Below are 26,599 nucleotides of genomic sequence, written 5' to 3'. Positions count from 1 at the left end.
GCCGCCACGCCTCTATGCGACAGCCAGTGTAGAGGTTTCCGCCTTCGGCGAGTCTTCCCGAAATCTCCTGGCCGCCCAGGTACCTTCGGCATCATGGCCACCCGTACGTCCGGAAAGGGTCCCGGGAAGCGCCCGACACCGCGCCCCGGGTCCCGCACGACTTCCGCGAAGCGCTCACCGGCCCGGGGCAGGACGTCCTCCCGGCCCGGGCAGAAGCGGGCGGTGGCGACAGGCCAGGATCCCGTCAGCTGGGTCTTCCTGATGATCGGCAAGCTGGTCATCGGCCTGTGGCTGCTGCTCGCGCACGGCATGGGCGGGGCGGCCAGGGCCCTCGGCCAGGGCGCGCGCGACCTCGATCCCGCGCACCGGCGCGACGGCGTCGGCCTGTCGGTGCTCGCGGGCGCGATCGTGCTGGCGACGATGGTCTGGCGCGACACCAAGACCGGGGTCTCCCTGGTCGTGGACGCGGCGCTGCGCGGCGTCGTCGGGTCGTTGGCCTGGTGTGTGCCCGTCCTGCTCGCGCTGCTCGCGTGGCGTCTGCTGCGCCATCCCGACCAGAACGCGGAGACCGGCCGGATGGGCATCGGCTGGACGGCGCTGCTCGTCGGCGTGCTCGGCGTCGTGCACGTCGCGCACGGCACTCCCTATCCCTCCGGCGGCCCGACCGACGGCATGGACAAGGTGTCGGCGGCGGGCGGCATGCTGGGGTTCATCGTGTCGGCCCCGCCGTCGAGCATCCTGCCCGCGTTCATCACGATCCCGCTCCTGCTCATGCTGTCCGGGTTCGGGGTGCTGGTGATCACGGCCACTCCCGTCCACCGGATCCCCGAGCGGTTCTCCGAGATCAGGCACCTGCTGTTCCAGCGGCCGGAGGAGGGCGGCGAGCCGAAGCCCGCGACGCCTTCGAGGAAGCGGGGCAAGAAGCCCGCGGACGGCAAGCCCGAGGTCGGCGACAACGTCAAGCCTTACGACACGCCGGTCCTGTCGGAGAAGGACCACTCCCCGGAGATCGTGCCCGGCCTGGTCGACGACGCGGAGGCGATGGAGGGCGTCGAGGCCGAGCCCGCGAAGTCGCCCGCGCAGCCGCCCCTCCCCACGCCGGCGCCGCGCAAGGTCGAGCAGCTCGTGCTCTCCCCGCAGGCGGGGCCGTACACGCTGCCCGACCCGAAGGTGCTGCGCTCGGGGACCGCGCCCAAGCCGCAGACCAAGGCCAACACGGTCGTGGTGAACGCGCTGACGAGCGTGCTCGAGCAGTTCGGCATCGACGCCCAGGTGATCGGGTTCACCCGCGGGCCGACGGTCACCCGCTACGAGATCGAGCTCGGGCCCGCGGTCAAGGTGGAGAAGGTCACCGCCCTCACCAAGAACATCGCCTACGCCGTCAAGTCGGCTGACGTCCGGATCCTGTCCCCGATCCCCGGCAAGTCGGCGATCGGGGTGGAGATCCCGAACACCGACAAGGACCTCGTGTCCCTGGGCGACGTGCTGCGCTCACAGGTGGCGCAGGCCGACCACCATCCCATGATCGTCGGCCTGGGCAAGGACGTCGAGGGCCGCACGATCGTCGCCAACCTGGCGAAGATGCCGCACATCCTCATCGCCGGCGCCACCGGCGCGGGCAAGTCGACCTGCATCAACGGCCTGATCTCCTCGATCCTCATGCGGTCGACGCCCGACGAGGTCCGCATGGTGCTGGTGGACCCCAAACGGGTCGAGCTCAACACCTACGAGGGCATCCCCCACCTCATCACGCCGATCATCACGAACCCGAAGAAGGCCGCCGAGGCCCTCGAATGGGTCGTGGGGGAGATGGACCGCAGGTACGACGACCTCGCCGCCAGCGGCTTCCGGCACGTCGACGACTTCAACAAGGCAGTCCGGGCGGGCAAGCTGGTGCCGCCGCCCGGCAGCGAGCGGGTCTACCAGCCCTACCCCTACCTCCTCGTGATCGTCGACGAGCTCGCCGACCTGATGATGGTCGCCCCGCGTGACGTCGAGGACTCGATCGTCCGCATCACCCAGCTCGCGCGTGCCGCGGGGATCCACCTGGTCATCGCAACCCAGCGTCCCTCGGTCGACGTGGTGACCGGCCTGATCAAGGCCAACGTCCCGTCGCGGCTCGCGTTCGCCACCTCGTCCCTCGCGGACTCGCGGGTCATCCTCGACCAGCCCGGCGCGGAGAAGCTGGTCGGGCAGGGCGACGCGCTCTTCCTGCCGATGGGCGCGAGCAAGCCGATCCGGCTGCAGAACGCCTTCGTCTCCGAGAAGGAGATCGCGGAGGTCGTCGCGCACTGCAAGGCCCAGATGCAGGTCGAGTACCGCGACGACGTGGCCGCGCCGGCCGCGGCGAAGCGCGAGGTCGACGAGGAGATCGGCGACGATCTCGAACTGCTGGTCCAGGCCGCCGAGCTGATCGTCTCCACGCAGTTCGGCTCGACGTCGATGCTCCAGCGCAAGCTCCGCGTCGGCTTCGCCAAGGCGGGACGACTGATGGACCTGCTGGAGAGCCGCAACGTCGTCGGACCGAGCGAGGGCTCCAAGGCCCGCGAGGTCATGGTCAAACCCGACGATCTGCCCGGTCTCCTGGCCGACCTGCGAGGTCAGTGAGAAGAACCGTACGGCGTGCCGGTGAATGCTTTGGGTGTTCTCGCCTGTACTCTGCGTAGCGATTACTGGTTGAATGTGATTAACTACGCAATGTAGGACAAGTAGCTCGGGCGAGGGGGCGTGACCAAATGAGTGTTGGCGCTGCTCTGTCGGAGGCGAGACAGAACGCCGAACTGACCGTTAGCCAGCTCAGTGATCGCACGAATATCCGAGAAACGATCATTCAAGGCATCGAGCGGGACGACTTCTCCGCGTGTGGGGGCGACTTCTACGCGCGCGGGCACATCAGGGCGATCGCCGGCTATCTGGGGGTGGAACCGGAGTCGATCATCCGGGAGTACGACGACGTCCACGCCGACACGCACCCCCCTGTCCGCGCGGCGACCGTGTTCAACGTGAACAACCTCTTCCCCGGTAAGCACGGGCGCCGGATTCCGAACTGGACGATGGCCGCGGCCGTGGCCCTGGCGATCGTCGTCATCTTCGCGATCGTGCGGCTCCTCGGGGGTTCGGACGCGAAGCCGGGCCGGACGGCGGCGGAGGGTCCCGTGGGGGCGTCCGACACCAGGGTCCAGCACGCCAAGGCGCCGCAGGTGGGCCGTGACGTCGTCGTGGTCAAGGCGTCCGCGGTGAAGCCCGCTTGGATAAACGTCAGGGACGCCAAGAACCACCGGCTCTTCCAGGGCACCATCGAGCAGGGGAAGACGGTCACGTGGACGGCCAAGGACAAGGTGAAGGTCGTCATCGGTGACGCGGGCGCGGTCCGGCTGGAGGTCAACGGCAAGGACCTCGGTACGCTTGGGAGGGACGGCCAGACCGTGCGGCGGTCATTCGGGCTCGGCATCCCGAGTGCCCGTTAGGGGCCTACTCCCGATACCGTAGGTTCATCATGTCTTCTCGCCGAACCGTATCGCTGGTCACATTGGGTTGCGCACGCAACGAGGTCGACTCTGAGGAGCTGGCGGCCCGGCTCGAGGCTGCCGGCTGGCAGATGCACGACGATGACCCGGACGTCATCGTCGTCAACACGTGCGGCTTCATCGACTCGGCGAAGAAGGACTCCATCGACACCCTGCTCGCCGCGGCCGACTCGGGCGCGAAGGTGGTTGCCGCGGGCTGCATGGCCGAGAGGTACGGCGAGCAGTTGGCCGGTGCCCTGCCCGAGGCCGCGGTGATCTCCTTCGACGACTACACCGACATCGGGGCGCGCCTCGACGACGTGCTCGAGGGCAGGGCGCTGACGCCGCACTCGCCGCGCGACCGGCGGACGCTGCTGCCGATCAGTCCGGTGGACCGCTCCGCCGCGCACGCGCACATTCCTGGGCACGCCACGGCCCCGGACGTCCTCCCCGAGGGCCTGGCGCCCGCCAGCGGGCCGAGGATGCTCAGGAAGCGCCTGAGCGGCGGACCGGTGGCGGCGCTGAAGCTCGCGTCGGGATGCGACCGCAGGTGCACGTTCTGCGCGATCCCGGCCTTCCGCGGCTCGTACGTCTCGCGGCGGCCGGAAGAGCTGCTCGCCGAGGCCGAATGGCTGGCCGGCGAGGGAGTCCGCGAGCTCGTGCTCGTCAGTGAGAACTCGACGTCGTACGGCAAGGACCTGGGCGACCTGCGGGCCCTGGAGAAGCTGCTGCCGCAGCTCGCCGGGACCAAGGGGATCGAGCGGGTCAGGGTCAGCTACCTCCAGCCCGCCGAGCTGCGGCCCGGCCTCCTGGAGGTCATCGCCACGACCGAGAGCGTCGCGCCCTACTTCGACCTGTCCTTCCAGCACGCGAGTGGTCCGGTGCTGCGGCGCATGCGGCGCTTCGGCGACCCGCGGCGCTTCCTCGACCTGCTGGAGCGCGTCCGCGAGCTCGCGCCGGAGGCGGGCGTGCGGTCCAACTTCATCGTGGGCTTCCCCGGGGAGACCCAGGAGCAGTTCGACGAGCTGACCGCCTTCCTCGAGGAGGCGCGGCTCGACGTGATCGGCGTGTTCGGCTACTCCGACGAGGAGGGCACCGAGGCGTTCTCCTTCGAGGACAAGCTCGACCAGGACGTCGTCGACGAGCGCGTCGCCGCGCTGAGCGAGCTCGCCGAGGAGCTGACCGCTCAGCGGGCCGAGGAGCGGATCGGGACCGAGCTCGAGGTCCTGATCGAGGAGGATCTGGGAGACGGCGGCTACGAGGGCCGGGCGGCTCATCAGGGGCCCGAGGTGGACGGCTCGGTCACGGTTCAGGGCATCGGCCTGATCCCCGGCCAGATCGTCCAGGCGGTGGTCGTCGATTCCGAGGGGGTTGACCTGATCGCCCGGATCAAGGCAGGCGCATGACGGATCGAATCGAACCCCCCTCCGGCGCCGCCCCGAGCCCGCCGGAAGCCGCTACGGCGGCTCAGCCCCCCTCTGTGGCGCACGCGGCCGCCGAGCCGCTGATCCGCCGGGTCAGCACGTGGAACATCGCCAACGTGCTGACCATCGCCCGGCTGGCGATCGTCCCCGTCTTCATCGTCTTCCTGTTCGTCGAGGGGCAGGGGTGGCGGATCGCCGCCCTCGGCGTATTCGTCGTCGCCTCTGTCACCGACCAGCTCGACGGGTGGCTCGCCAGGAAGTACGCCCTGATCACCGATTTCGGCAAGATCGCCGATCCCATCGCGGACAAGGCGCTGATCGGCTCCGCGCTCGTCAGCCTGTCGATCCTGGGGGAGATCCCCTGGTGGGTGACCATCGTCGTGATCGCAAGGGAGGCCGGCGTCACCCTTCTGCGCTTCATGGTGATCCGGCACGGCGTCATCCCGGCGAGTTACGGCGGCAAGATCAAGACCGTGCTGCAGATCGTCGCCATCGGCCTGTACATCCTGCCCGGCGTCCCCGGCCCGCTCCGGTGGATCACACTGGGGCTCGCCCTGATCGTGACCGTCGGAACCGGCGCCGACTACGTGTTCCGGGCGATCCGGCTCAGGCGGGTGGCCAAGGCGGCGCGGTCCGAATGACGGCCGACGCCACGCGGGTCCTCGCGTCGCTGATCCGGCGGAACCTCACGATCTCCGTGGCCGAGTCCCTGACGGGCGGCCTGCTCGGCGCGACACTGACCGGCCCGGCGGGGGCGTCCGCGGCGTTCAGGGGCGGGGTCATCGCCTACGCGACCGAACTCAAGGCGTCGTTGCTCGGGGTTCCCCCGGAACTGCTGGACAGAGAGGGCGCGGTCCACCCCGGCGTCGCCGCGGCGATGGCGGCCGGAGTGCGCGAACTCACAGGCTCCGATTACGGGCTGGCGGTGACCGGGGTGGCCGGGCCCGATCCTCAGGACGGCAAGCCGGTGGGCACGGTCCACATCGCCCTGCGGGGCCCCGGAGACCGCGTCTGGCACCGGGATCTGCGCCTAGACGGAGATCGCGAAGCGATACGAAGCGGGACATGTCTGGAGGCTTTGGGCCTGCTCGTAGGTGTGCTGGAGGCAAATACGGGGGAACATTCTGGGTGATTACCGCGTTACGTCACCAGCGAACATGCTCACCACGGTCTGCCGCGGTGTTGCCCTCTACAGGTACGGTGGATGTGTGAGTGAGGTCCGTGAGCCATCGGCGAGGAGCAAGTCAGGCACGCGTCCGGCGAAGGGGCCGAGCGAATCGATGATGACGGCGAGGAGCATGTACGAAGGGCGTTCGAAGAACGGGCGACATGAACCCACCGCGCGAGGCGTCGTCAAGGCGCCCCCGCTGGGGAGGGAGCGACAGATGGTCCTGCTGCGTCAGCTGCTCGGTGACGTGCTGCGGCGGCTGAGGGTGCGGCAGAATCGCACCCTTCGCGAGGTCTCCACGCTCGCGCGCGTCTCGCTCGGATACCTGTCCGAGGTCGAGCGCGGCCAGAAGGAAGCCTCGTCGGAGCTGCTCGCCTCGATCTGCGGCGCCCTGGGCGTGCCGCTCTCACAGGTGTTGCGTGAGGTGTCCGACCAGTTCGCGCTCGCCGAACTCCAGGCCGCTCCCGTCATGGCCGACGTGCCGGAGCACGAGAGGCTGCCTGTTTCCGAGACCGTGCCGGGCGGTATCCCCGAGTCCGGTTTCGATGGTTTCCCCGAGGTCAAGGACATGGTCGCCGCCTAACCGGGCTGGCACACGCGGCACCAGAAGATCAACCGTTCGTATGGCTGTTCCCCCATCTCTCCGCTGTTGATCGGGCTCCCGCAGACGCGGCAGGGGCGGCGGGCCCTGCCGTACACGAAGAGTGAGCGCCCAGGCCGGAGATCGCCCGTCGTGACCGGTAGCGGTGCGTCCTTGCTCGCGTCCATGAGCTGGCGCGCGAGCGCCACCAGTGAGTCCAGATCAGTGGGTGGAATCGACTCCACCGTCCGCCACGGCGACAGACGCGCGGCGAAGAGCGTCTCGGCCCGCCAGATCGTGCCGATCCCCGCCAGATTGCGCTGATCCAGGATCGCCTCCCCGATCGTGCGCCCCGGATCCCCCCGTAGGTTCGACGCCGCCCGCGCAGGATCCCAGTCCGGGCCGAGCAGGTCGGGCCCCAGATGGCCGACGACCCGATCCTCCCGGTCCGTGGGAACGAGATCGACCATTCCCAGCCTGACGCCCAGCGCCGTCCACTCAGCGTTGGCCAGGATCAGCCGGACGACGTCGCCGCGCGGGGCGGGACGCCCCGTGGCCACCACCCGCCAGCTGCCGTCCATCCGCAGATGGGTGTGGATCGTGACGCCGCCCTGGACCCGGGTGAGCAGATGCTTGCCGTGCGAGACGGTCGTGACCACGGCGCGGCCCCGCAGGTCGGCGGTGGCATGCCGGGGCACCCGGAAGTCCGACCGGGTCAGCACCCGCCCGTCGAGGGCCTCCCTGAGCCGCTTCGCGGTCCGGTAGACCGCGTCACCTTCGGGCATGCGGACCGTCTCTCCGGCGCGTCACCGCGCCACCTGCGAGAAGGGGAACCGGGTGGTCAGACCGGAGTGTGCGAGTTCCAGGCCGACGGGTCGGAGGAGAGCTCGGTCACCCGCGCGGGCAGCTCACCCTTGGCGATCTGCTCAAGCGTGACCTCCTCGAGGATGGCCCGCTCACTGGCCCGAAGAGCGATCCAGACCTGCTGCAACGCCTGGGCGGCGCCCAGGTAGCCCACATGCTCCGGCCGTTCGCCCCGGACGTTGGCGAGCGGCCCGTCGACCGCCCGGATCACGTCCGCGAGGGAGATCTGGCTCGCGGGGCGGGCCAGCACATAACCGCCCTCGGGGCCGCGCTGACCGCGGACGAGACCGGCGCGGCGCATCTGCAGGAGGATGTTCTCCAAGTATTTGGGGGGCATTTCCTGCCCCTTTGCCAGCTCGCCCACCGTTGTGGGGCCCTCGCCTGCGGCGGCGAGCTCGGCGGCGGCACGGAGGGCGTAGTCGACACGGGCAGAAAGTCGCATGTAGTCGATTATCCCGCCTGGTTGGCATTGGTTAGACGGCAACCTCGCAACTGACGCGCCGGAGATCGCCGGCGGCCCCCTGCCTAGCATGAGATATGGGGACCGGACACAGGCGATGGCTGTTCGCCGACCAGCTCGGGGACCACTTCCTGGACGACGACGACCAGCCGGTGCTGCTGGTGGAGGCCCGCTCGGTGCTCGAGCGAAGGCGCTTCCACCGGCAGAAGGCCCATCTGGTCCTGTCCGCCCTGCGCCACCGGGCGGCGGAGCTCGGAGACCGGGTGATCTTCGCCAGGACCCGCACGTACGGCGAGGCCCTCGACGCGGCCGGGGAGCCGCTCACCGTGTGCCACCCGACCAGCCATGCGGCGGCGGCCTTCGTCTCCGGCAGGGCGCGGGTGACCGTGTTGCCGGCCCGTGGCTTCACCACGACGCGGGAGGACTTCGCGGCCTGGGCAGAAGGGCGGGGCGACCGCCGGCTGCTCATGGAGGACTTCTACCGCGACGCCCGGCGGCGCCTGGGTGTGCTGATGGACGGGGACGAACCCGCCGGCGGCCGGTGGAACTTCGACGCGGACAACCGGGAACCGCCGCCGCGGGGCGGCTTCGGCGTGCCGGGGCCGTGGCGCCCGGACGAGGACGAGATCGACGAGGAGGTCCGGCGGGATCTCGACCGCTGGGAACGCGACGGCGTGGTCGCCTTCGTCGGCAGGGACGGCCCGCGCTCCTTCCCCGCGACCCGGGCGGAGGCAGCCGAGGCGCTGGCCCGTTTCGTCGCCCACCGGTTGCCGTGCTTCGGGCCGTACCAGGACGCGATGTCGTCGGACGACCCGGTCATGGCCCACAGCCTGTTGTCGCCCGCGCTGAACCTCGGCCTGCTCGATCCCATGGACTGTGTGCGGGAGGCCGAGAGGGCCTACCAGGAGGGCCGAGTGCCGCTGCGGAGCGCCGAGGGTTACATCCGGCAGCTCATCGGGTGGCGCGACTACATCTGGCATCTCTACTGGCATCTCGGGCCCGGCTATCGCAGGGAGAACCGCCTGTCCGCCCACACCGCGCTCCCCGAGTGGTTCGCCGAACTCGACGCGGACGCGGTGGAGGCGCGCTGCCTGTCGTGGGCGCTCGGCCAGGTCCGCGACCACGGGTTCGCCCACCACATCGTCCGGCTGATGGTGCTCGGCAACTACGCCATCCAGCGGGCGTTCGAGCCGGGACTGCTCACGGACTGGTTCCACCGGTGTTTCGTCGACGGCTACGACTGGGTGATGACGCCCAACGTCGTCGGCATGTCCCAGCACGCCGACGGTGGCGTGCTCGCGACCAAGCCGTACACGTCCGCGGGGGCGTACATCAACCGGATGAGTGACTTCTGCCACGCCTGCCGGTACCGGCCCGACCGGCGGACGGGGGCCGACGCCTGCCCCTTCACCACCGGATACTGGTCGTTCGTCGCCCGCAACGAGGAGCTCCTGGCCGCCAACCCCCGCACGGCGCGCAGCGTGTACGGGATGCGCCGGCTGGCCGACATCGACGAAGTCCGCGCGATCGAGGCGGACCGCGGGGACACGCCCCCGTGAGCGGATCTCCGGGTGTACGGGCGGGGGAGCGACGGGGCGGCGGCCACGGAACGCTGCACGGCCTTGTCCGCTCGCTAAGCTTGCAGGAAACTTTGTTGACGATTTGCGGGCGCGGATCGCGCCGGTTCCACGGGGGCGACGATAGAAAGCAGGAGCATGGAGCGACGTCCTGGCGTGCCCAGGCTGCTCCGGGAGATAAACGACCGGGCCGCACTGGAGTTGTTGCTCGCCTCGGGGCCGCTGACGCGCGGCCAGATCGGTGAGCTGACCGGGCTTTCGAAGGTCACCGCCTCCCAGACGCTGGCCCGTCTCGAGGAGCGCGGTCTGGTGGAGGTCGTCGGGGAGCAGGCGGGCAACCGCGGGCCGAACGCGGCTCTCTACGGGGTCATCCCGTCCTGCGCCTACGTCGCGGGTCTCGAGGTCGGGCCCGACTCGGTCACCGCCGCGATCGCGGACATCAACGGCGAGGTCGTCGCCGAGGTCACGGCCGTTCCCGACGGGCAGGACGACCCGGTGTCCGTCGTCCACAACGCGGTGGTCAAGGCGTGCCGTTCCGCCAAGGTGGCGTTGTCGCGCCTGCGCGGCGTCGTGATCGGCGCTCCGGGCGTCGTGGATCCGCGCACCGGGGACGTGCGGTTCTCCTTCGACCTGCCGCACTGGCACGAGGGCATCCACGAGGCGCTGGCCCGGGACCTGCGCAGGGACCTCACGATCGAGAACGACGTGAACCTCGCCGCGATCGCCGAGCGGGCCAAGGGGGCCGCCCAGGCGGTAGACGACTTCGTGCTCGTGTGGGTGGGCCGCGGCATCGGTCTCGCGGTTGTGCTCGGCGGGCGGCTGCACCGCGGCCGTTCGGGCAGCGCGGGTGAGATCGGCTACCTCCCCGTGCCCGGCGTGCCGCTGGCCGAGGACGTCAAGGCCACTCCGGGCCGGCTGCCGTCCCTGTCGGGAGGCCTCCAGTCGCTGATCAGCGCGGAGGCGGTGACCGAGCTCGCCAGGGAGTTCGGCTTCTCGGGGACGAGCGCGGCCGACTGCGTGACCCAGGCCGTGGCCGCGGGCCCCAGCGGAGACCGCCTGCTCGACGAGATCGCCTCCCGGCTCGCGCTCGGCGTCGCGTCGGTGTGCGTGGTGCTCGACCCCGGGCTCGTGGTGCTCGCCGGCGAAGTGGGGCAGGCGGGGGGAACCGGCCTGACCTCCCGCGTCGAGGAGGCCGTGGCCAGGATCTGCCCGATCCGTCCCGAGGTCGTCACCAGCGAGGTCGCGGGCAGGCCGGTGCTGAAGGGCGCCGTCCTCGCCGCCCTCGACCAGGCGCGCGAGGACATCTTCGCCTCCTGACCACACGGCTGACCACACGGCTGACCACACGGCCGGCGGTACCACCCGCGGCGCAGCCCCCGCTGGCGCCGCGGGTGGTGGTTCAGGCGGTCAGCAACTCGGCGGCCGCCTGAGCGTTGGGCCGGGCGGCGCCGTACGTCGCGATGTAGGCGGCGGCCTGGGGGCGCCAGACCGGCAGGCCCATCTCGACGACGACCGCGTCGGGGCGCGTGGCGACCAGGTCGGACACGAACGACCGGGTGCGCGGATGGCGGTGGGCGTCCTTGACGACGATGACCAGCGACCGGCCCGACGCCCGGCCCAGCAGCGTGGCGCCGTCGGCCTCCTCGGGCTTCACCCTGACGACCTCCGCCTCGGGCAGCCAGGGCGCGAACCCCCACGGCACGTCGCCCACCGCGATGGTCGGCGGAGTGTCCACCTCGATCACGAGCGGGTCGACCAGCGGCGCCGCCGACCCCGTCAGCGAGACCGCGCGGCGCGCGGCGTCGAGGCCGATGACGTTGCCCTCGCCGGCGTCCTGACGCGGCGCGGAGAACCAGCGCCGCAGCCGCTCTACGCGCTCGTTGGCCTCCTCCAGCCGGGCGGCGGGCAGCCGGCCGTCGGAGACCGCGGTCACGATCTCGGCGAGCATCGCCTGGATCTGGTCGGGCGTCGGCAACGGCCCCAGGCAGAGCAGGTCCGAGCCCGCCCGCAGCGACATGACGGCGCCGCCGCCGAGCCCCACGCTCTTGGTGATCGCATGCATGTCGAGCGCGTCGGTGACGACCACGCCGTCGTAGGCCATCTCCTCGCGGAGCAGGCGGGTCAGTGCGGACGGGCTCAGCGTGGCGGGCGCGGCGCCGGTGAGCCACGGGACGGAGACGTGCGCCGTCATGATCGACTTCGTGCCGGCCTCGATCGCCGCGCGGAACGGGACGAGCTCACGCTCCCGCAGCAGCTCGGGGGAGGCGTCGACGACGGGGATCTCCAGGTGGGAGTCCTGCCGGGTCGCTCCGTGACCGGGGAAGTGCTTGACGCAGGCGGCCACCCCGAGCGACTGGAGGCCGCGGACCGCGGCCACGGTGTGCCGTGCCACGAGGTCCGGTGACGCCCCGAAGGACCTGGTCCCGATCACCGGGTTGTCGTCGGCGGTGTTCACGTCGGCGACCGGGCCCATGTCGAGGTTCACCCCGCACCGGACCAACTCGGACGCGATGGAGTGGTAGACCCCCTCGGTCAGTTCGACGTCGTCGACGGCCCCGAGCGCCGCGTTGCCCGGATAGGGGCTTCCGGTGTGGTAGGCCAGCCGCGTGACGTCGCCGCCCTCCTCGTCGAGGGAGATGACCGGGCGCCCGGCACCCGTGAGCTGCCCCGTCAGAGCGGTGAGCTGAGCGGAGTCGGCGACGTTGAAGCCGAACAGGGTGACGCCCCCCAGGCCGTTCTCCAGTGCCCGGAGGACCCAGTCGGGGGCGGTGGTGCCGTGGAAGGCGACGAGCAGCGTGCCGGCCGCGAGACGATGCAGCCCCCGATCGCTGATGTTCGCGGAGAAGCCGGCGATCCCCTCTGACGGAGGGAGATCGCGGGATGAGGCAGACATGCTGTCTCGGCTCCTTACCTGTAGGAGGTGCGGATGTCGCGGGCATGCCCGTACGGGCCACGCCTTCGTGGGGCGGGGCCGTACGGGTGCCCGTAGCGGTGTTATCCCTTGACTGCGCCCGCGACGAGTCCGGAGACCATGCGCCGCTGGACGAGCAGGAAGAAGATGAGGACCGGAATCGTCATCAGGGTCGAGGCGGCCATGATGCCGCCCCAGTCCGTCGACCGCTGGCCGACGAAGAACTGCAGGGCGACGGGCATCGTGTACTTGCCCTGGTCGCCGATGAGGGTGAGCGCGAAGACGAACTCGTTCCACGTGGTGATGAACGAGAAGATGCTCGTCGCCACCAGGCCCGGCGCGACCAGCGGGAACAGGACCCGCCAGAAGGTGGTGAACCGGCCGGCGCCGTCGATCCAGGACGCCTCCTCCAGCTCCTTCGGCACCGCCGCGACGAACGTGCGCAACATCCACACGGAGAACGGCAGTGTCAGGCCGACGTTGATGACGATCAGCCCGAGCAGCTGGTCGTACAGGCCGAGCCGCTTGACCATGGTGAACAGCGGGATCAGCAGCGCCTCTGCGGGCACCATCTGCACGATCAGCAGCAGGATGAGGAACGAGGTGCGGAACCGGAACCGGAACCGCGCCACCGCGGTCGCCGCGAGCAGTGCGAAGACCGCGCCGATGACGACCGCGCTGAGGGCCACGATCGTGCTGTTGAGCAGATAGCGCCAGATGGAGTTCCCGGCCACGCCCTGGGTGAAGACGCGGGACACGTGGTCCATCGACGGAGGGTCGGGGAACGGGATGAAGCTGGTGGTGAAGATCTGGTCGTTCGGCTTGAAGGCGGTGGCGACCATCCAGTAGACGGGGAAGACGGCGAACAGGAACACCGCGACGCCGGCCGCGTTGAGCGCGACCCGGCCGAGCCTCTTCCTGGCGAGCGGGCTCATCGCACGTCCTCCGTCTTGATGATGTTGCGGACGTAAACGAAGGTGATGACCAGCAGGATGCCCGTGAGCACGACGGCGATCGCGGCGCCGAGTCCCATCTTCGGCGGGCTGCTGAAGGCCTCGGCGTAGCTCCACAGCGAGAGGTTGAACGCGTCACGGTTCACCGTGCCGCCCGCAAGCAGGTAGAGCTGGGTGAAGACCTTGAAGTCCCAGATGGTCGACAGGACGACCAGCACCGAGAAGACCGGCTTGAGCAGCGGGAAGGTGATCTTCCTGAACGTGGACATCGCGGTCGCGCCGTCCATCCGCGCCGCCTCGTACAGCTCCGAGGGGATGCTCTTGAGTCCCGCGAGCACCGACACCGCGATGAACGGGAACGACGCCCACACGACGGCGACGATGAGCACGAGATAGAGCGTGATCGTGTCGTTGAACCAGGGCTGCCCGCTCCAGTCCGACCGGCCGAACACCAGGTTCGACAGCCAGTCGGGCAGCAGGTTCAGCGTCCAGTTGACCACGCCCGCGTCGGAGTCGAACAACCATTTCCAGACGACGGCCTGCGCCGTCGGCGGGGTGGCCCAGGCGGCCATGATGCCGACGACGACGAACGTCGACATCTTCGGGCCGAGCTTGTTGAGCAGCAGGCCGACGAGCGTCCCGAGGAGCAGGGTCAGCGCCACGGTGACGACCGCGAAGACCACGGTGTTGCGCAGCGAGGTCCAGAAGAGGTCGGATTCGAAGATGCTGTTGTAGTTGTCGAGCCCGACGAACTCGGCAGGGGTGGGGTTGATCGCCCTGATCTGCCGGAGCCCGACCTGATGGAAGGACATGTCGACCATCTGGTACAGCGGGTAGAGCAGCAGCGCCGCGATGACCAGGAGTCCGGGCAGGAGTAGGACGTAGGGGACCAGCCAGTTGGGCAGGCCGGTCCTGCGTCGTGGCCGGGGGCTGTGCCGGCGCGCCGGGGCGGAGGGGTCTCCTCCGCCCCGGGCGACGGTTGACGTCTGAGCCATCAATGCCTACTGGTTGAGGATCGTCTCAAGCTCGCCGTTGGCGTCCGCCAGAGCCTGGTCGACCGTCTTCTTGCCGTCGATCACCGAGCGGGCGGCGTTCTGCAGCACCGCCTTGGTGTCGTTGGCCTCCGCCCAGTTGGGGCTGGCCGGGAAGCCCTTGGCCACCGCGAAGGTGTCGGTGAAGGGCTTCTGCGCCGGGTCGGTGCCCATCTCGGTGAGCGCGTCCGGGTAGAGCGGGAGCAGGCCGCCCTCCTTGGCGTACCGGACGCCGAACTCCTTGCCGGAGGCCAGCTTCAGGTACTCGGCCGCGAGCTCGGCGTTCTTGGTGTCCTTCCAGATGGCGATGTCGTTGCCGCCCTGGAAGGCCGGGGCCGGACCGCTGCCGTCCTTGTTGGGCAGCGAGAAGAAGCCCATCTTGGACTCGTCGATCTTGCCCTTGCTCTGCTCCTTGATGGCCGCGATGTCCCAGCCACCGGTGACGTACATGCCGACCTTGCCGGCGGCGAAGCGCTGGGCGATGTCGACGGAGTTCTGGGTCAGGCGGCCCTTGCCGGAGACGCCGTCCTTGGCGACCAGGTCCGTGTAGAACTGGAAGCCCTCCTTGAAGCCGGGCTCGGTGAGCTTGCCCACCCACTTGCCGGCCTCGAAGGAGGCGAAGTCGCCGCCCGCCGACCAGACGAAGGGGGACAGGGACATGTTCGCGTCGGACCCGCCGTTGAAGGCGAAGCCGTCGACGTCCTTCCCCTGCTTGTCGACGATCGTCTTGGCCGCGGTGACCAGTTCGTCCCAGGTCTTGGGCGCCTGGATGCCGAGCTTGTCGAACCAGTCCTTGCGGTAGAGGACGGCCCGGGTGCCACCGCCCCACGGAGCCGCGTAGACCTTGCCGTCGATCGTCTCGTAGCTCCACAGGTTCTGCGGGATCTGCTGGAGCTCGCTGTCGCCCTTGACGACGTCGGTGATGTCCGACAGCGCGTCCTGCGCGACCCAGGCCGCGACCTGGTCGTTGCCGAACTCGGTGACGTCCGGGCCCTCGCCGCCGGCGAGCGCCGCGGTCCACTTCTTCTGCGCGTCGGGCCAGGGGATCCACTGCACCTTGGCGTCGGCGCCGGTGACCTCCTTGAACTTCGCGTTGAGGTCATTCATGTACTTGTCGGCCACGTCCGTGGGCGCGCCGAGCCGCCAGACCGTGAGGGTCTGACCAGCGAACTTGGGACCCGAGGCCGCCGGCGTGCCGGTCGGCTCGGTCGTTCCGGAGTCACTGCCGCATGCGGCGAGACCCAGGGCCAGTGCGGCGGTGACGCTTGTCGCGACCGCGATCTTCACGATCTTCACGATGGGTTTCTCCCTTCCCGGCTTCACGTCGGGGGTGCGCCCATGCGGGGTGTCGGCGGGCCTCCACCTGCTGGATGACGCATTCCGTCCGGTCGGCTCTCGTGGCATCCCGGATGCTGATCGCTTGCCTCCGGGGTGGCTGCCGCTAAACTAACAAGAAAGTTTCTTTAAAAAAACCCGTGTTAGCGGATCGTGACGAGAGGGAGCCAGCCAGTGCCTCTACGACCGGGAACACCTCGGCTGCTCCGTCAGATCAACGACCGGGCGGCGCTGGAACTGCTGCTGTCCCGCGGCCCGCTGACCAGGGCGGAACTGGGAGAGCTCACCGGCCTGTCGAAGGTGACCTCCGGTCAGCTGCTGTCCCGCCTCGAGACGCGCGGCCTGGTGACCACGGCGGGGGAGCGGCCGGGAGGGCGCGGCCCCAACGCCGCCCTGTACGGCGTGAACCCCTCGAGCGCCTACGTGGCGGGTCTGGAGGTGCTGCCGGACAGCGTCACCGCCGGCGTGGCCGACATCACCGGGAAGGTCGTCGCCGAGGTCACCGTCGACCCGACCGACGCGGGGGACCCGGTCCGGACGGTGTACGGCGCGGTCATGCGGGCCTGTGAGACCGCGCACGTCCCGCTGACCCGGCTGCGCAGCTTCGTCATCGGTACCCGCGGCGTCGTGGATCCCGTGAGCGGCGACATCCGCTACTCCTTCGACCTGCCCGCATGGCACGTCGGCGTGCTCGCCGGGCTGCGCACCCTGCTGGGCGGGTCCGTGATCATCGAGAACGACGTCAACCTGGCCGCCCTGGCCGAGCAGGAGCACGGCGCCGCCCGGGGCGTCGCCGACTTCGCCATCCTGTGGGCCGGGATCGGCCAGGGGCTCGGCGTCATGCTCGGCGGCCGGCTGCACCGGGGCATCACCGGGGGCGCCGGCGAGATCGGCTGGCTGCCCGTCCCCGGGGAGCCGCTCCCGACCGACGTGACCGAGCCGCAGTCGGGCTCCTTCCAGCGCCTGGTCGGCGGGGAGGCCCTCACCGGCCTCGCACAGGCCCACGGCCTGTCCTCCGGAGCCGACGTCGCGGACCTGGTCCGTACGGCTCTCGCCACCGGCAACGACGCCTTCCTCGACGATCTGGCCGATCGCCTGGCCGTCGGGGTCGCCGCCGTGTCCGTCGTGCTCGATCCTGGTCTCGTCGTGCTGAGCGGAGACGTCGGCCGGGCCGGAGGGCGGGAGCTCGCGGCCCGGGTCGAGGAGTCCGTCGCCCGGGTGTGCCCCAGCCGGCCGACGGTCGCGGTGACGCAGGTCGAGGGCAATCCCGTCCTGCGCGGCGCGATGGTCGCGGCCCTGGCGCGAGCCAGGGAGGAGGTCTTCTCCGACACCGTCTGACGGTAGGTTGCTCCTCATGCCTGACTCATCGCACGGTCCCGCGCGGGCGGCGGACGCCCCTGGAATCACCCTGATCTCGGACACCCGGGTGACGTCGATACCGGTACGCGAATGCGGAGAGCCACTGGCCGACGTCCGCGGGCGGCTGCGGGTCGATCCACGCCTCGCCGACCCCGAGGGCGCCTACGCCCACCTGAGGCAGGGCGTGCTGACCAGGCTCGAGGACGCGCAGAGCAGGCTTCCCGGCGGATTCCACATCGTGGTGGTCGAGGGATATCGGCCGGTCTCCCTGCAGCGGCGGTACTTCGAGGACTACAAGGCCGAATTGCGCATGACTTTTCCGGATATGTCGGAAGAGGCGTTGCATGTCGCGGCGAGCCGGTACGTCTCCCCGATCGAGGTGGCCCCCCACACGGCGGGCGCGGCCGTCGACCTCACCATGTGCGACGACGACGGGGTGGAGCTCGACATGGGCACGGCCGTCAACGCCAACCCGGAGCAGAGCGACGGCGCCTGCTACACCGCGGCCACGGGCATCGGCCCGGACGCCCGGCAGAACCGCAAGGTCCTCGGGGTGGCGCTGGAGGCGGCCGGGCTCGTGAACTATCCGACCGAGTGGTGGCACTGGTCGTACGGCGACCGCTACTGGGCCATGACCCGGCACGCCGGCGCAGCCCTCTACGGTCCTGTGATCCTCTGAGGGCCGTCCGTCTCCATGGCGGCGGCGCGGCCCGGTGAGATCGCCGGCGGCGTGACCGTCCGGTCACGCCGCGGCGGAGGTCGAAGGGGAGGTCGAAGCGGGGGTCAGCGCCGGCGGGCGAGGACGGAGATGCCGATCGCCAGCACCGTCCACCTGGCCGGCAGCGGAGCCACCATCATGACCCCGCCGATGATCGTCAGGATCGAGCCGAGTCTGCCCGCGCCGGCTCGTTTCAGGGCGATGCCGAGCAGAACGCCACCCAGGGCCAGCACCAGGAACGACGCGATGTAGCCGGCCTGGACGGTGTCGATGCCGTTGACGGCGAGCTCGGGCGCCGAACGCGCCAGGCCGGGGAGGGCGAACAGCTGCGTCCACTGCCCACCGGCGTTCAGGGCCGTGCCGGTCGCCGCCACGAACCACGCCAGCAGACCGAAGCCACGCCTCAGCTCGGGGAGGCGTACGGCGAGGCTCACCAGCCCGAACCCCATGAGGACGAGCGCCGCCAGTCCCGCGAGGGTCGAACCCAGAGCGGCCGGCGCGGTCGCCATCTTGAGCTCGTCGCCGCCGGTCATGGCGATCGCGACGGCCATCAGGACGACGCAGACGGCTGCCGCCGGGCCCGCCCAGAGCGACGCCGTACGCCAGCGGTCCTCCACCGATGTGACCTGCTGCGGTGTTGTCAGCGCGTCAGTCATCGCATGTCTCCCTTCCCGGACCCACGGCCCTGTGCCGCGGTCGTGGGTCGGAACGGTAGGAGCCGCGCCGAACGGCGGGCGTCCTGCACGGGAAGTGACCGCCTCCTCCGGGAGGAGGAGGTGGATCGGCCGTTCGGAGGCGGTGCCCGCGAAGGCGCGTGGTTAGCCTTGGCAATCATGGTCGACGACGCGTTAGGCCGCTCCCGCCGGTGGACGCGGCATGCCTACCCACTCGCCGGGTTCGCTCTCGGCGGGATCGGCGTGGTCCAGTTGATGGCCGAGTCGTCGGGCCACCGATGGCTGGGACCGGCCCTGGTCGCCGCATCGGTGAACGGGGGCTCGGTCGCGCTGCTGCGGCGCAGGCCGCTGATCGGCACGCTCGGCGTGAGCCTCGCCATCTCCGAAATGGCCGTGACGCTGGGCGTGCCGGTCTTCGCGACGTTCGCCGCGGCCGTCCTCGCCGCGCTCACGCTGGCCAGGTACGGCAGCGCCCGCACGGCCCTGGCCGGCTATCCCATGCTGGCCGCCGCGACCTCCGTGGTGGCCGTGCGCGAGGTCTCCGCGGGCACGGACAGCCTGTTCAACGTCGTCTACCCCATCGCGTACTTCGGCGGCGCCGGGCTGCTCGGCTGGCTGGCGCGGCAGCGGGCGGCCCAGGTGCGCGCGGCGGCCGAGCACGCGGCCGCGCTCGAACGCGAGCGGGTGCACCTCCGGGAGATCGCAGCGGCGCAGGAGCGCACCAGGATCGCCCGCGACCTGCACGACGTCATCTCCCACGGCGTGAGCCTCATGGTGGTGCAGGCCGAGGCGGCCGGAGAGGTCCTGGCCGCCAGTCCGGAGCGGGTGGGGCCGGCCCTCGACGCGATCGCGGTGACGGGCCGCGCGGCGATCGGCGACCTCGGCCGGATGCTCGGCGTCCTGCGGCAGGCCGGTGACGGTGCTGACCTCGCGACCCTGCTGGCGCCGGTGCGCGCGGCCGGCATCACGGTGGACCTGGCGCAGACCGGGACCCCTCCGGATGATGAGGCCATGCGAACGGTCGTGTACCGAATCGTCCAGGAGGCGTTGACCAACACGATGAAACACGCGCGAGCGGCCCATGCGGCCGTGCGGGTCGAGTACGAGGACCGGATCATCCGGGTCGAGGTCCTCGACGACGGGGTGGCCGGTGCGACGTCCGGCGGAAGCGGTTTGGGGCTGGTCGGAATGCGTGAGCGCGCACAGGCCCTCGGGGGCGACGTCGTGGCGGGACGCCGTACGGACGGGCCCGGCTTCCGGGTCTGCGCCCGCCTGCCCGTGCCGGGGAACGAGGGGGCCCGGCGGCCGTCCGGGCCCGGGGGCGCGGCCGGTGTGGTGGCGACGTGATCAGGGTGATCCTCGCCGACGACCAGGAGCTGGTCCGGGCCGGCCTCCGGATGATCCTCGAGGCACAGCCGGACATCGAGGTCGTCGCCGACACGGCGGACGGGGAGTCGGCCGTCAGGGAGACGCTGCACCACCGGCCGGACGTCGTGCTCCTGGACGTGCAGATGCCGGGAACCGGAGGTCTCGAGGCGGCACGGCGGATACTCGCCAGCCCGCGTCTGGACGCCAGGGTCGTCATGCTGACCACCTTCGACCTCGACGAATACCTGTACGCGGCGCTCAGCGCCGGTGCGAGCGGATTCCTGCTGAAGTCGTCGCCGCGCGCGCATCTCCTGCACGCGGTCCGCACGGCCGCGGCCGGCGAGGCCCTGCTGGACCCGTCGCTGACCAGGCGGCTGGTGGAGCGGTACGTCCGCCGTCCGCCGGTGGACGTCACCGGCGGGGTCCCCGCGCGGCTGGCCGCCCTCACCTCCCGCGAGCTCGACGTCTTCCGCGGGCTCGTCCGCGGACGGTCCAACGCCGAGATCGCGGCCGACCTCTTCCTCGCGGAGACGACCGTCAAGACGCATGTCGCGGCCGGGCTGCGCAAGCTGAACCTCCGCGACCGCGTGCAGGCGGTGATCCTCGGCTACGAGTCGGGCTTCGTCCAGCCGGGCGATCCCGCTCCCGACCCGTCATGAAGGGCCGGGTCAGCGGGCAGTGAAGGTCGCGGCGGGCCGCCACCGCAACGGCTGTCCGCTCGCCGCGGTGACGAGCAGCCCCGCGTGGGCGGTCAGGACCGCCGCTCCGGGGGCTTCGCCGAGGAACGACCACGCGGCGGGGGCGGGGAAAGGCAGCCGGGAGCGGAGCAGCTGGTCGGCCCCCAGGGAGTAGACCCGGCCGTTGCTCCCGCTCAGGCAGACGGCGCCGCCCGAGTCTCCGGCGTCGTGCCAGGCGGCCCGCGGGGACGCGGCGAGCTCGGCGAAGGTCACCGCCCACAGGCGGCCCGCCGAGGTGGCCGCGAAGAAGGTCCCGTCCTGGACGGCGAGGGCGATCGTGCCCTCGGGCGCCGCACCCAGATCGGTCCACTCGCCCCGGTTGCCGGCCCATCCCGCTGATCCGGCCGCGCCCGTCACCGCGCCCATCGCCGGGCCCGTCACCGCACCTGTCGCCGGGCCCGGCGACGCCTCGCGGTAGCGGAGCACGCCCTCGGCGGTCACACCGTACAGGCCGGTGCCGAAGCCGGAGCCGGCCTCACGCGGGGCGTCCAGGCACACGACGCCCCCCGCGCGGCCGATCGGCATCCACTGCAGGTTCTGACCGCACAACTCGCGGGTGAGCAGCTCGCCGTCGGCGCTCACGGCGTACAGCGCCGAGCCGCAGCCGGCCAGCGCGCGGACGTCCGCGACCGGGCCGATGACCTCCCAGCCGGGTTCGGGCGGCCGGGACAGCCGGTCGACGACGTTGCGCGTGATCCGCTCCACGACCGGGTCGTGGATGGTGTTGCCCCAGTTGACGGTGGCCGCGTTGAAGACCGTGCCGCGGCCGAGGGAGAACACGCCCATCGTGGCCCACCCACCCTGGCCGCCCGAGCTCCAGTGCCGCAGGTCGGCAGTCGCCAGCACGACGAACGTCGAGGGCGTGCCGTCCCGGCAGGTCACCCGGGGAACCCCCATCACCTCGGCGAACTCGGCCGCGTCGGTCTCGTAGCCGAGCGAGCCCTGCCCGAACTTGTCGCCGTCGGTCAGGCCCGTCCCCTCGAACACCCAGTGCGCGGCGAACCTCGCGGTGTACGACTCCTCCCGCATCAGCGTCATCGACCGGCCCCAGGTGCCCGCGCCGTTGCGGAAGCTGACCCCGGTCAGCGAGTTCTCCGGCCGGGAGACGGGCGCGCTCGACCACTCGACGGTCGTCAGGGCGGAGTCGTCCACAGGGTCGGTCAGCGGATCGCGATGGCACACCATGGTGCGGCCCTCCATGCGGATCTGCCACCAGCACGTGTTCCCCGAGAAGAAGGCGATGTTCCCGCCGCGCCTGGCGAACCCCTCACAGGCGTCGCGCATGCCCGCCGACCAGTACTCGTCGTGCCCGTTGACGATCAGCAGCCGGTACGCCTCGAGCAGGCCGGGCTCCAGATCGAGGCCGGAGCAGTACTCGACGGTGTATCCGGCCGGCGCGAGCCAGCGCAGCAGCCCGTCCTCCCACCCCTCGGGAGGCGGTCCGCCTCCAGGCCGGTCGAACGTCACGCGGGAGGCACGGTCGGGCTGCTCGGTCCAGTAGAGGCTCTCCCCGGGGACGCCGGCCCGGTTGTACGCCTGCCAGGTCGTGAACGGGAGGGACACCAGGATGGGCGAGGTCGCCCCGGGCGTGGCCTGCCGTACGACGAAGTAGACCTCGTCGTCGGGCGACGCGCCGACGCCGGGCAGGTCGCCCGTGGGCCTGGGGACGAGCACGTCAGGCTCCGGCGGCCCGGCGACGAATCGAGCCCGGTAGAGCGAACTCGGCCAGTCGGCGGGCACGCGCAACGTCCAGGACGGGCCGCGGACCGTGGCGGCCAGGACGAGCCGGTCGCTGGTCGCGTCGTGGACGGTCACGCCGACCGGCTCCGCGGTGTCCAGGCGGAAGCCCAGTTCCCCGCCCTGCGCGCAGGACGTGGCGGTGGCGTGCGCGCGGACCGTCACCGCAGGGCCGCCTCGACGAGCATCCTCTCCAGGCCGAGCAGGAACCGCTCGATGTCGGGCCGGGACAACCACCGGGTGTCGGCGGTGAGCGAGATCTGCGCCGCGCCGGCGAGATGCACGCAGAAACGGCAGTTCAGCTTGTCCTGGCTGAGCGGCCAGGACACGGAGGTCTCGGGCAGCGCCCGGCGGATCAGCTCCTCGTCGCGGTAGACCGCCTGCTCGGCGAAGCGCATGTCGTTGAAGCAGCAGTAGGGGTGGATCGGGGTGCCGCGTTCGCGGGCCGCCCCGGCCACGACCCGCTCACGGTCGGCCGGGTCGTGGTAGGCGCTGCGGTAGGCCCGCAGCACCGCGGGGCCCGAGGCGGCCAGCAGGTCGGTGAACCGGGCCTTGCCCGCTTCGAGGACGAACAGCCCCTCCTGCGACAGCGTGGTCACCGCCGTGCGCGTCGCGGCGCGGAAGCGGTTGCTGACGATGGGCAGCACGGTGACCGTCTCGTGTCCCGTGACCTCGGCGACCAGCGTCCCGACCGCGGTGAGCACCACGGTCGAGGTGCTCGTGCCGTGCCGTACGGCCAGGCGCTGGGCGGCCAGGTCGGCCGCCGGCGAAGTGAGCGTGGCCCGCCAGACGGGCGGATGCTCGGCGGCTCCCGAGAGGACGTGGAACATCGTGGGCGGCATCCTGAGGTGTTCGCGCTCCCAGAACGCCGCCGCGCTCGCAGCCTGCCGCCGGCCCGCGGGCGAGGTCTGCCATTCCGCGAGGTCGAACGGCTGCGGGGGAGGGCCGCCGCCCAGGCCTCCGCGCAGAAGGAGCAGTCGCAGGTCGCGGACGACCTCCTCCGCGCCGATCCCGTCGGCGGCCAGGTGGCAGAACGCGAGCACGATGTGCGTGACCTCGTCGCCGCTGGTCACGAGGGCGACCCGCAGCGGCCACTCGGCGGCGTAGTCGAAGACCGTCGCGGACAACTCGGCGAGGACGTCACGGGGGTCGGCGTCCGCCACGATCCGGAGGGGCAGTTCGCCGCTTTCGCGCAGGTCCTGTACCGGGCCGGGCCCGATCAGCGTCCGCAGCGCCTCGTGCCGCTCGACGAGCAGGCCGACGCTCCGGGCCACGTGGGCGATCGAGGCGGGCCGCACCCCCCGCGGCGTCTCGAGGATCCGCCCGAAGTTGAAGTAGCGGTCGTCGGGCGCGGTCCGCTGGATGGCGTCCCAGATGGCCCGCTGGCCCCAGGTCAGGGGCGCCGTGCCCCCGCGTGCCCCCGTGAACGTGATCATCGGGCCGCCGACACCCACGCGGCGAGGCCGTCGACGCTGTCGAGGAACGTGACGTCGTCGGCGAGGTCGATCTCGATGTCGTACTCGCGCTCGAGCGCGTCGATCAGGCGCATCTGGGCCAGTGAGGTGACGCCGAGGTAGGACAGGGGGACGGTGGCGCTCAATGCCTCGGCCGCCGTGATCTCCCCGTCGCACGCCTCCGACACCAGTTGCGCCAGTCGTTCCTTGAGCATTCCGCCTCCGCTCTCAGGGATCCGTTCTCAGCGGGTCCGTCCCCGGTCCCGGCGCCGGTGGCTCAGCGAGTTCGCCGGTTTCGCGGGACCATTGGTATTCGCCAGACCATGGGGGATCGGTCTCATCTTGGCGGTGTTCGCGCGGGAAGAAGACCGTTCCTGCGCATAAGGACGCGAATCTCTGAGATGGCATGCATTTCCGGGATGATCCCCCATGTGGTCGGATGAATGCAGACCAAATGGCCAGGCTGAAGGCCTTGTCGGTGACTAACTGAAAAGAAGGTTTGCAATTAGTGGACGGCCGTAAGTCTTGCACGGCTCCGTCGGAGTCTCAAGACCCGCTGGTCAATCCGTATTGGTCCGTATTGGTCCGCGGTGATGTCCGCGCGAAGTGTGGAATCGCTTGTCTCAAGTTGGTGCCCCATGTAAGACTGGCTCTCTGGGGAAACTGGAAACAACCTTTTCAGTAAGGCATGGTCTAGCGCGTCGGTCGTCCGTAATCATCCGAACCATTCGGGGGGCAGCCAATTGAGAAGCGTGCTCGAAACGCCCACCCTTCCCGACATTTTGGCCGCGCGGGCGGCTTCCGAACCGGAAACCGTCGCGATGATCGTGCACGGGTCCGGAGAACTGACCTTCGGGCAATGGCAGGCGCGGTCGAACGCCGTGGCCGATGACCTGCTGAACCGCGGCGTGCGCGGCGGCGACCGGGTCGCGATGGTGTTTCCCGGTTCCGGCTGGATCGACTACGCCGTGGCGTTCCTCGGGGTTCTGAAGGCCGGCGCGGTGGCCGTCCCGCTGTCGGACCGCATGCCCGCCGCGGAGATCGAGCAGATCGTGGAACACTGCTCGGCGTCCGTGACACTCACCGGCAGGGACGGCCCGCCGCCCGAGGGCTCGGCGTCGCCGCCGGAGGTGGCGCTCAGGCCCACCGACATGGCGCAGATCCTCTACACGTCCGGCACGACCGGCAAGGCCAAGGGCGTCGCGGCCACGCACGCCAACCTGGCCTTCGGCGCGCGGACCCAGCCGAGACGCCGGGCGTTCGCCCACTCCCGGCACCTGGTCCACGCGTTCCCGATCGGCACCAACGCCGGGCAGATGATGCTCGTCAACGCGCTGACCGCGCACCCCGCCGTCGTCACCCTGCCCCGGTTCACTCCGGGGCGGTTCGCCGGGCTCATCGAAAGGCACCGGGCCGGAACGGTCTTCCTCGTGCCGGCCATGGCCGTCGAGTTGCTGAACCTCCAGGAGGGCCCCGACCTGTCGAGCGTCCTGCTGCTCGGCTCGGCCGCCGCGCCCCTTCCACCGGCGGTCGCGTCCGGCCTCACCCGGATGTTCCCCAAGGCGACGATCACCAACTACTACACCTCGACCGAGGCGGCCCCCGCCCAGACGATCATGCTCTTCGACCCGGAGCGGCCCCGCTCCGTCGGCAGGTCGGCCGCGGGCGGAGACGTCCGCATCGCCTCGCCCGAAGGTGAGGACCTCCCGCCCGGCCAGACCGGCGAGGTGTGGATGCGCTCACCCGCCGCGCCCCGCGCCTACTACGACGACCCCGCGGCCAGCGGCGAGGTCTTCCGGGCCGGCTGGATCCGCATGGGAGACCTGGGGTATCTCGACGACGACGGCTATCTCTACCTGGTCGACCGCGACGGCGACGTCGTCAAGTCGGGTGCCTTCAAGGTCTCGACCCTGAAGGTCGAGAACGCACTGTACGAGCATCCCGCGGTGGTCGAGGCCGCGGCCTACGGCCTTCCCCACCACGTCCTCGGCACGGCCGTCGCCGCGGCCGTCGTCCTGCGGGCCGAGGTGTCCGACGCCGACATCCGGGCCTTCCTGCGCGACCGGCTGGCCCAGCACGAGATCCCCTCCGAGATCGCCAGGATGGAGTCGCTGCCACGCAATCGCGGGGGCAAGGTCGACAAGCGCGCACTGCGGGCACAGGCATGAGCGCCGACCTGAGGCAGGCCTCGTTCGCCCAGGTGGGGATGTGGCTCACCGAGCGGATGGGCCGGGCGGGATCCGCCTATCACATGCCGCTGCTGATCACCCTCGACGGGCCGCTGGACGCCTGCGCGCTGATCCAGGCGTGCGAGGCCCTGGTCCGGCGGCACCCGGTCCTCGCGACCGCGATCGAGGAGCGGGACGGCATACCGGTCGAGGTGCCGGCGGAGCGTCCCCAGGTCGTCGTCACGGCCGCGGAGGACCTCGCCCCGCTGGTGCGCGCCCAGACCCTGCGCCCCTTCGACGTCGAGAAGGGGCCGCTCGCCCGGTTCACGCTCGTCCGGTTGTCGTCCACCCGCCACGTGCTGGTGGTCGTGGCGCACCATCTGGTCTTCGACGGCGAGTCCAAGGACGTGCTCGTCCGCGACCTGGCCGCCTTCTACGACGGGCGGCCGCTCACCCGCCTCACGATGTCGTACGCGGACCACGCGGCGGCGGAACGGGAACGGGTCCAGGCTCTGCTCGGCGAGGCCGGCGACTACTGGCGCGGGCGATGGCGGGAGCCCGGCGAGGTCGTGCTG

24 protein-coding genes are annotated in these 26,599 nt (G+C 70.8%); 14 read left to right on the top strand and 10 right to left on the bottom strand.

The window, feature by feature from the left end; translation table 11 throughout:
* The first annotated feature begins 93 nt into the window (after positions 1-93).
* The 6 genes from Pka01_RS11815 to Pka01_RS11790 all read left to right on the top strand — a co-directional run bounded on the left by Pka01_RS11815 (position 94) and on the right by Pka01_RS11790 (position 6,681).
* A complete protein-coding gene (locus Pka01_RS11815) occupies positions 94-2,607 on the top strand; it encodes a DNA translocase FtsK (protein WP_203882734.1) in 2,514 nt (837 codons plus the stop codon).
* Between the two features lie 128 nt (positions 2,608-2,735).
* Complete coding sequence (locus Pka01_RS11810; protein ID WP_203882733.1) at positions 2,736-3,467, top strand: helix-turn-helix domain-containing protein; 732 nt, start codon at positions 2,736-2,738, stop codon at positions 3,465-3,467.
* Positions 3,468-3,496: 29 nt separating this feature from the next.
* Complete coding sequence (gene rimO / locus Pka01_RS11805; protein WP_203882732.1) at positions 3,497-4,912, top strand: 30S ribosomal protein S12 methylthiotransferase RimO; 1,416 nt, start codon at positions 3,497-3,499, stop codon at positions 4,910-4,912.
* The gene (pgsA, locus tag Pka01_RS11800) at positions 4,909-5,571 is read left to right on the top strand and encodes a CDP-diacylglycerol--glycerol-3-phosphate 3-phosphatidyltransferase (protein ID WP_203882731.1); all 663 of its coding nucleotides are present in this window, start codon (positions 4,909-4,911) and stop codon (positions 5,569-5,571) included. The genes rimO and pgsA overlap by 4 nt, the downstream gene beginning before the upstream one ends.
* On the top strand, positions 5,568-6,062 hold the full coding sequence (locus Pka01_RS11795; RefSeq protein WP_203882730.1) for a CinA family protein: 495 nt from the start codon (positions 5,568-5,570) through the stop codon (positions 6,060-6,062). The genes pgsA and Pka01_RS11795 overlap by 4 nt, the downstream gene beginning before the upstream one ends.
* A gap of 253 nt (positions 6,063-6,315) precedes the next feature.
* Positions 6,316-6,681, top strand: a complete 366-nt coding sequence (locus Pka01_RS11790) for a helix-turn-helix domain-containing protein (RefSeq protein ID WP_203882729.1) — start codon at positions 6,316-6,318, stop codon at positions 6,679-6,681.
* Here the strand turns inward: Pka01_RS11790 and Pka01_RS11785 are convergent.
* Both Pka01_RS11785 and Pka01_RS11780 read right to left on the bottom strand, forming a co-directional pair.
* Positions 6,678-7,463, bottom strand: coding sequence for a DNA-formamidopyrimidine glycosylase family protein (locus Pka01_RS11785; protein ID WP_203882728.1), 786 nt, complete (start codon positions 7,461-7,463; stop codon positions 6,678-6,680). The two genes, Pka01_RS11790 and Pka01_RS11785, sit on opposite strands and share 4 nt — an antisense overlap.
* A gap of 56 nt (positions 7,464-7,519) precedes the next feature.
* Positions 7,520-7,984, bottom strand: coding sequence for an RrF2 family transcriptional regulator (locus Pka01_RS11780; protein ID WP_203882727.1), 465 nt, complete (start codon positions 7,982-7,984; stop codon positions 7,520-7,522).
* A 95-nt stretch (positions 7,985-8,079) separates the two neighbouring features.
* On the opposite strand from Pka01_RS11780, the gene Pka01_RS11775 reads away from it, so the two are divergent.
* Both Pka01_RS11775 and Pka01_RS11770 read left to right on the top strand, forming a co-directional pair.
* A complete protein-coding gene (locus tag Pka01_RS11775; RefSeq protein ID WP_203882726.1) occupies positions 8,080-9,561 on the top strand; it encodes a cryptochrome/photolyase family protein in 1,482 nt (493 codons plus the stop codon).
* A 156-nt stretch (positions 9,562-9,717) separates the two neighbouring features.
* Positions 9,718-10,896, top strand: coding sequence for an ROK family transcriptional regulator (locus tag Pka01_RS11770; RefSeq protein ID WP_203882725.1), 1,179 nt, complete (start codon positions 9,718-9,720; stop codon positions 10,894-10,896).
* Positions 10,897-10,978: 82 nt separating this feature from the next.
* On the opposite strand, the gene Pka01_RS11765 is transcribed toward Pka01_RS11770, so the two are convergent.
* The 4 genes from Pka01_RS11765 to Pka01_RS11750 all read right to left on the bottom strand — a co-directional run bounded on the left by Pka01_RS11765 (position 10,979) and on the right by Pka01_RS11750 (position 15,770).
* Positions 10,979-12,472, bottom strand: a complete 1,494-nt coding sequence (locus tag Pka01_RS11765) for a glycoside hydrolase family 3 protein (protein WP_203882724.1) — start codon at positions 12,470-12,472, stop codon at positions 10,979-10,981.
* 101 nt (positions 12,473-12,573) lie between these two features.
* Positions 12,574-13,425, bottom strand: a complete 852-nt coding sequence (locus tag Pka01_RS11760; RefSeq protein WP_203882723.1) for a carbohydrate ABC transporter permease — start codon at positions 13,423-13,425, stop codon at positions 12,574-12,576.
* Positions 13,422-14,438, bottom strand: coding sequence for a carbohydrate ABC transporter permease (locus Pka01_RS11755; RefSeq protein WP_203882722.1), 1,017 nt, complete (start codon positions 14,436-14,438; stop codon positions 13,422-13,424). Before Pka01_RS11755 ends, Pka01_RS11760 begins: the two co-directional genes overlap by 4 nt.
* A gap of 6 nt (positions 14,439-14,444) precedes the next feature.
* Complete coding sequence (locus tag Pka01_RS11750) at positions 14,445-15,770, bottom strand: sugar ABC transporter substrate-binding protein (protein ID WP_203882721.1); 1,326 nt, start codon at positions 15,768-15,770, stop codon at positions 14,445-14,447.
* Positions 15,771-15,983: 213 nt separating this feature from the next.
* Between Pka01_RS11750 and Pka01_RS11745 the strand changes: the two genes are divergently transcribed.
* Together Pka01_RS11745 and Pka01_RS11740 are read left to right on the top strand one after the other, a co-directional pair.
* Complete coding sequence (locus tag Pka01_RS11745; protein WP_203882720.1) at positions 15,984-17,147, top strand: ROK family transcriptional regulator; 1,164 nt, start codon at positions 15,984-15,986, stop codon at positions 17,145-17,147.
* Between the two features lie 16 nt (positions 17,148-17,163).
* Positions 17,164-17,847: a M15 family metallopeptidase gene (locus Pka01_RS11740; protein WP_203882719.1), complete on the top strand. Its 684-nt coding sequence runs from the start codon at positions 17,164-17,166 to the stop codon at positions 17,845-17,847.
* A gap of 104 nt (positions 17,848-17,951) precedes the next feature.
* On the opposite strand, the gene Pka01_RS11735 is transcribed toward Pka01_RS11740, so the two are convergent.
* Complete coding sequence (locus Pka01_RS11735) at positions 17,952-18,542, bottom strand: hypothetical protein (protein ID WP_203882718.1); 591 nt, start codon at positions 18,540-18,542, stop codon at positions 17,952-17,954.
* A 177-nt stretch (positions 18,543-18,719) separates the two neighbouring features.
* On the opposite strand from Pka01_RS11735, the gene Pka01_RS11730 reads away from it, so the two are divergent.
* Together Pka01_RS11730 and Pka01_RS11725 are read left to right on the top strand one after the other, a co-directional pair.
* On the top strand, positions 18,720-19,907 hold the full coding sequence (locus tag Pka01_RS11730; protein WP_203882717.1) for a sensor histidine kinase: 1,188 nt from the start codon (positions 18,720-18,722) through the stop codon (positions 19,905-19,907).
* A complete protein-coding gene (locus tag Pka01_RS11725; RefSeq protein WP_203882716.1) occupies positions 19,904-20,587 on the top strand; it encodes a response regulator in 684 nt (227 codons plus the stop codon). The genes Pka01_RS11730 and Pka01_RS11725 overlap by 4 nt, the downstream gene beginning before the upstream one ends.
* A gap of 9 nt (positions 20,588-20,596) precedes the next feature.
* On the opposite strand, the gene Pka01_RS11720 is transcribed toward Pka01_RS11725, so the two are convergent.
* Genes Pka01_RS11720 through Pka01_RS11710 form a run of 3 tightly spaced genes read right to left on the bottom strand, consistent with a single transcriptional unit; the run spans position 20,597 to position 24,071 of the window.
* On the bottom strand, positions 20,597-22,567 hold the full coding sequence (locus Pka01_RS11720; RefSeq protein ID WP_203882715.1) for a N,N-dimethylformamidase beta subunit family domain-containing protein: 1,971 nt from the start codon (positions 22,565-22,567) through the stop codon (positions 20,597-20,599).
* On the bottom strand, positions 22,564-23,838 hold the full coding sequence (locus tag Pka01_RS11715; RefSeq protein WP_203882714.1) for a condensation domain-containing protein: 1,275 nt from the start codon (positions 23,836-23,838) through the stop codon (positions 22,564-22,566). Before Pka01_RS11715 ends, Pka01_RS11720 begins: the two co-directional genes overlap by 4 nt.
* Entirely contained in the window at positions 23,835-24,071 is a 237-nt protein-coding gene (locus tag Pka01_RS11710; RefSeq protein ID WP_203882713.1) for an acyl carrier protein, read from the bottom strand. The genes Pka01_RS11715 and Pka01_RS11710 overlap by 4 nt, the downstream gene beginning before the upstream one ends.
* A gap of 537 nt (positions 24,072-24,608) precedes the next feature.
* Between Pka01_RS11710 and Pka01_RS11705 the strand changes: the two genes are divergently transcribed.
* Both Pka01_RS11705 and Pka01_RS11700 read left to right on the top strand, forming a co-directional pair.
* Complete coding sequence (locus tag Pka01_RS11705; protein WP_239114915.1) at positions 24,609-26,024, top strand: class I adenylate-forming enzyme family protein; 1,416 nt, start codon at positions 24,609-24,611, stop codon at positions 26,022-26,024.
* Positions 26,021-26,599 (top strand): condensation domain-containing protein (locus Pka01_RS11700; RefSeq protein ID WP_239114914.1); only part of this gene is annotated, 579 nt, incomplete at its 3' end. The genes Pka01_RS11705 and Pka01_RS11700, both read left to right, overlap by 4 nt.

This window comes from Planotetraspora kaengkrachanensis (assembly GCF_016862895.1).
Classification (GTDB): Bacteria; Actinomycetota; Actinomycetes; order Streptosporangiales; family Streptosporangiaceae; genus Planotetraspora; species Planotetraspora kaengkrachanensis.
Note: the sequence above shows the minus strand (reverse complement) of the source record. Positions and strands in the feature narration are given on the sequence as shown.

Excerpts from the sequence above, each read along its gene's own strand:
- Pka01_RS11815 (WP_203882734.1), top strand. The coding sequence starts at position 94 with ATGGCCACCCGTACGTCCGGAAAGGGTCCCGGGAAGCGCCCGACACCG.
- Pka01_RS11810 (WP_203882733.1), top strand. The coding sequence starts at position 2,736 with ATGAGTGTTGGCGCTGCTCTGTCGGAGGCGAGACAGAACGCCGAACTG.
- rimO (WP_203882732.1), top strand. The coding sequence starts at position 3,497 with ATGTCTTCTCGCCGAACCGTATCGCTGGTCACATTGGGTTGCGCACGC.
- pgsA (WP_203882731.1), top strand. The coding sequence starts at position 4,909 with ATGACGGATCGAATCGAACCCCCCTCCGGCGCCGCCCCGAGCCCGCCG.
- Pka01_RS11795 (WP_203882730.1), top strand. The coding sequence starts at position 5,568 with ATGACGGCCGACGCCACGCGGGTCCTCGCGTCGCTGATCCGGCGGAAC.
- Pka01_RS11790 (WP_203882729.1), top strand. The coding sequence starts at position 6,316 with ATGGTCCTGCTGCGTCAGCTGCTCGGTGACGTGCTGCGGCGGCTGAGG.
- Pka01_RS11785 (WP_203882728.1), bottom strand. The coding sequence starts at position 7,463 with ATGCCCGAAGGTGACGCGGTCTACCGGACCGCGAAGCGGCTCAGGGAG.
- Pka01_RS11780 (WP_203882727.1), bottom strand. The coding sequence starts at position 7,984 with ATGCGACTTTCTGCCCGTGTCGACTACGCCCTCCGTGCCGCCGCCGAG.
- Pka01_RS11775 (WP_203882726.1), top strand. The coding sequence starts at position 8,080 with ATGGGGACCGGACACAGGCGATGGCTGTTCGCCGACCAGCTCGGGGAC.
- Pka01_RS11770 (WP_203882725.1), top strand. The coding sequence starts at position 9,718 with ATGGAGCGACGTCCTGGCGTGCCCAGGCTGCTCCGGGAGATAAACGAC.
- Pka01_RS11765 (WP_203882724.1), bottom strand. The coding sequence starts at position 12,472 with ATGTCTGCCTCATCCCGCGATCTCCCTCCGTCAGAGGGGATCGCCGGC.
- Pka01_RS11760 (WP_203882723.1), bottom strand. The coding sequence starts at position 13,425 with ATGAGCCCGCTCGCCAGGAAGAGGCTCGGCCGGGTCGCGCTCAACGCG.
- Pka01_RS11755 (WP_203882722.1), bottom strand. The coding sequence starts at position 14,438 with ATGGCTCAGACGTCAACCGTCGCCCGGGGCGGAGGAGACCCCTCCGCC.
- Pka01_RS11740 (WP_203882719.1), top strand. The coding sequence starts at position 17,164 with ATGCCTGACTCATCGCACGGTCCCGCGCGGGCGGCGGACGCCCCTGGA.
- Pka01_RS11735 (WP_203882718.1), bottom strand. The coding sequence starts at position 18,542 with ATGACTGACGCGCTGACAACACCGCAGCAGGTCACATCGGTGGAGGAC.
- Pka01_RS11730 (WP_203882717.1), top strand. The coding sequence starts at position 18,720 with ATGGTCGACGACGCGTTAGGCCGCTCCCGCCGGTGGACGCGGCATGCC.
- Pka01_RS11715 (WP_203882714.1), bottom strand. The coding sequence starts at position 23,838 with ATGATCACGTTCACGGGGGCACGCGGGGGCACGGCGCCCCTGACCTGG.
- Pka01_RS11710 (WP_203882713.1), bottom strand. The coding sequence starts at position 24,071 with ATGCTCAAGGAACGACTGGCGCAACTGGTGTCGGAGGCGTGCGACGGG.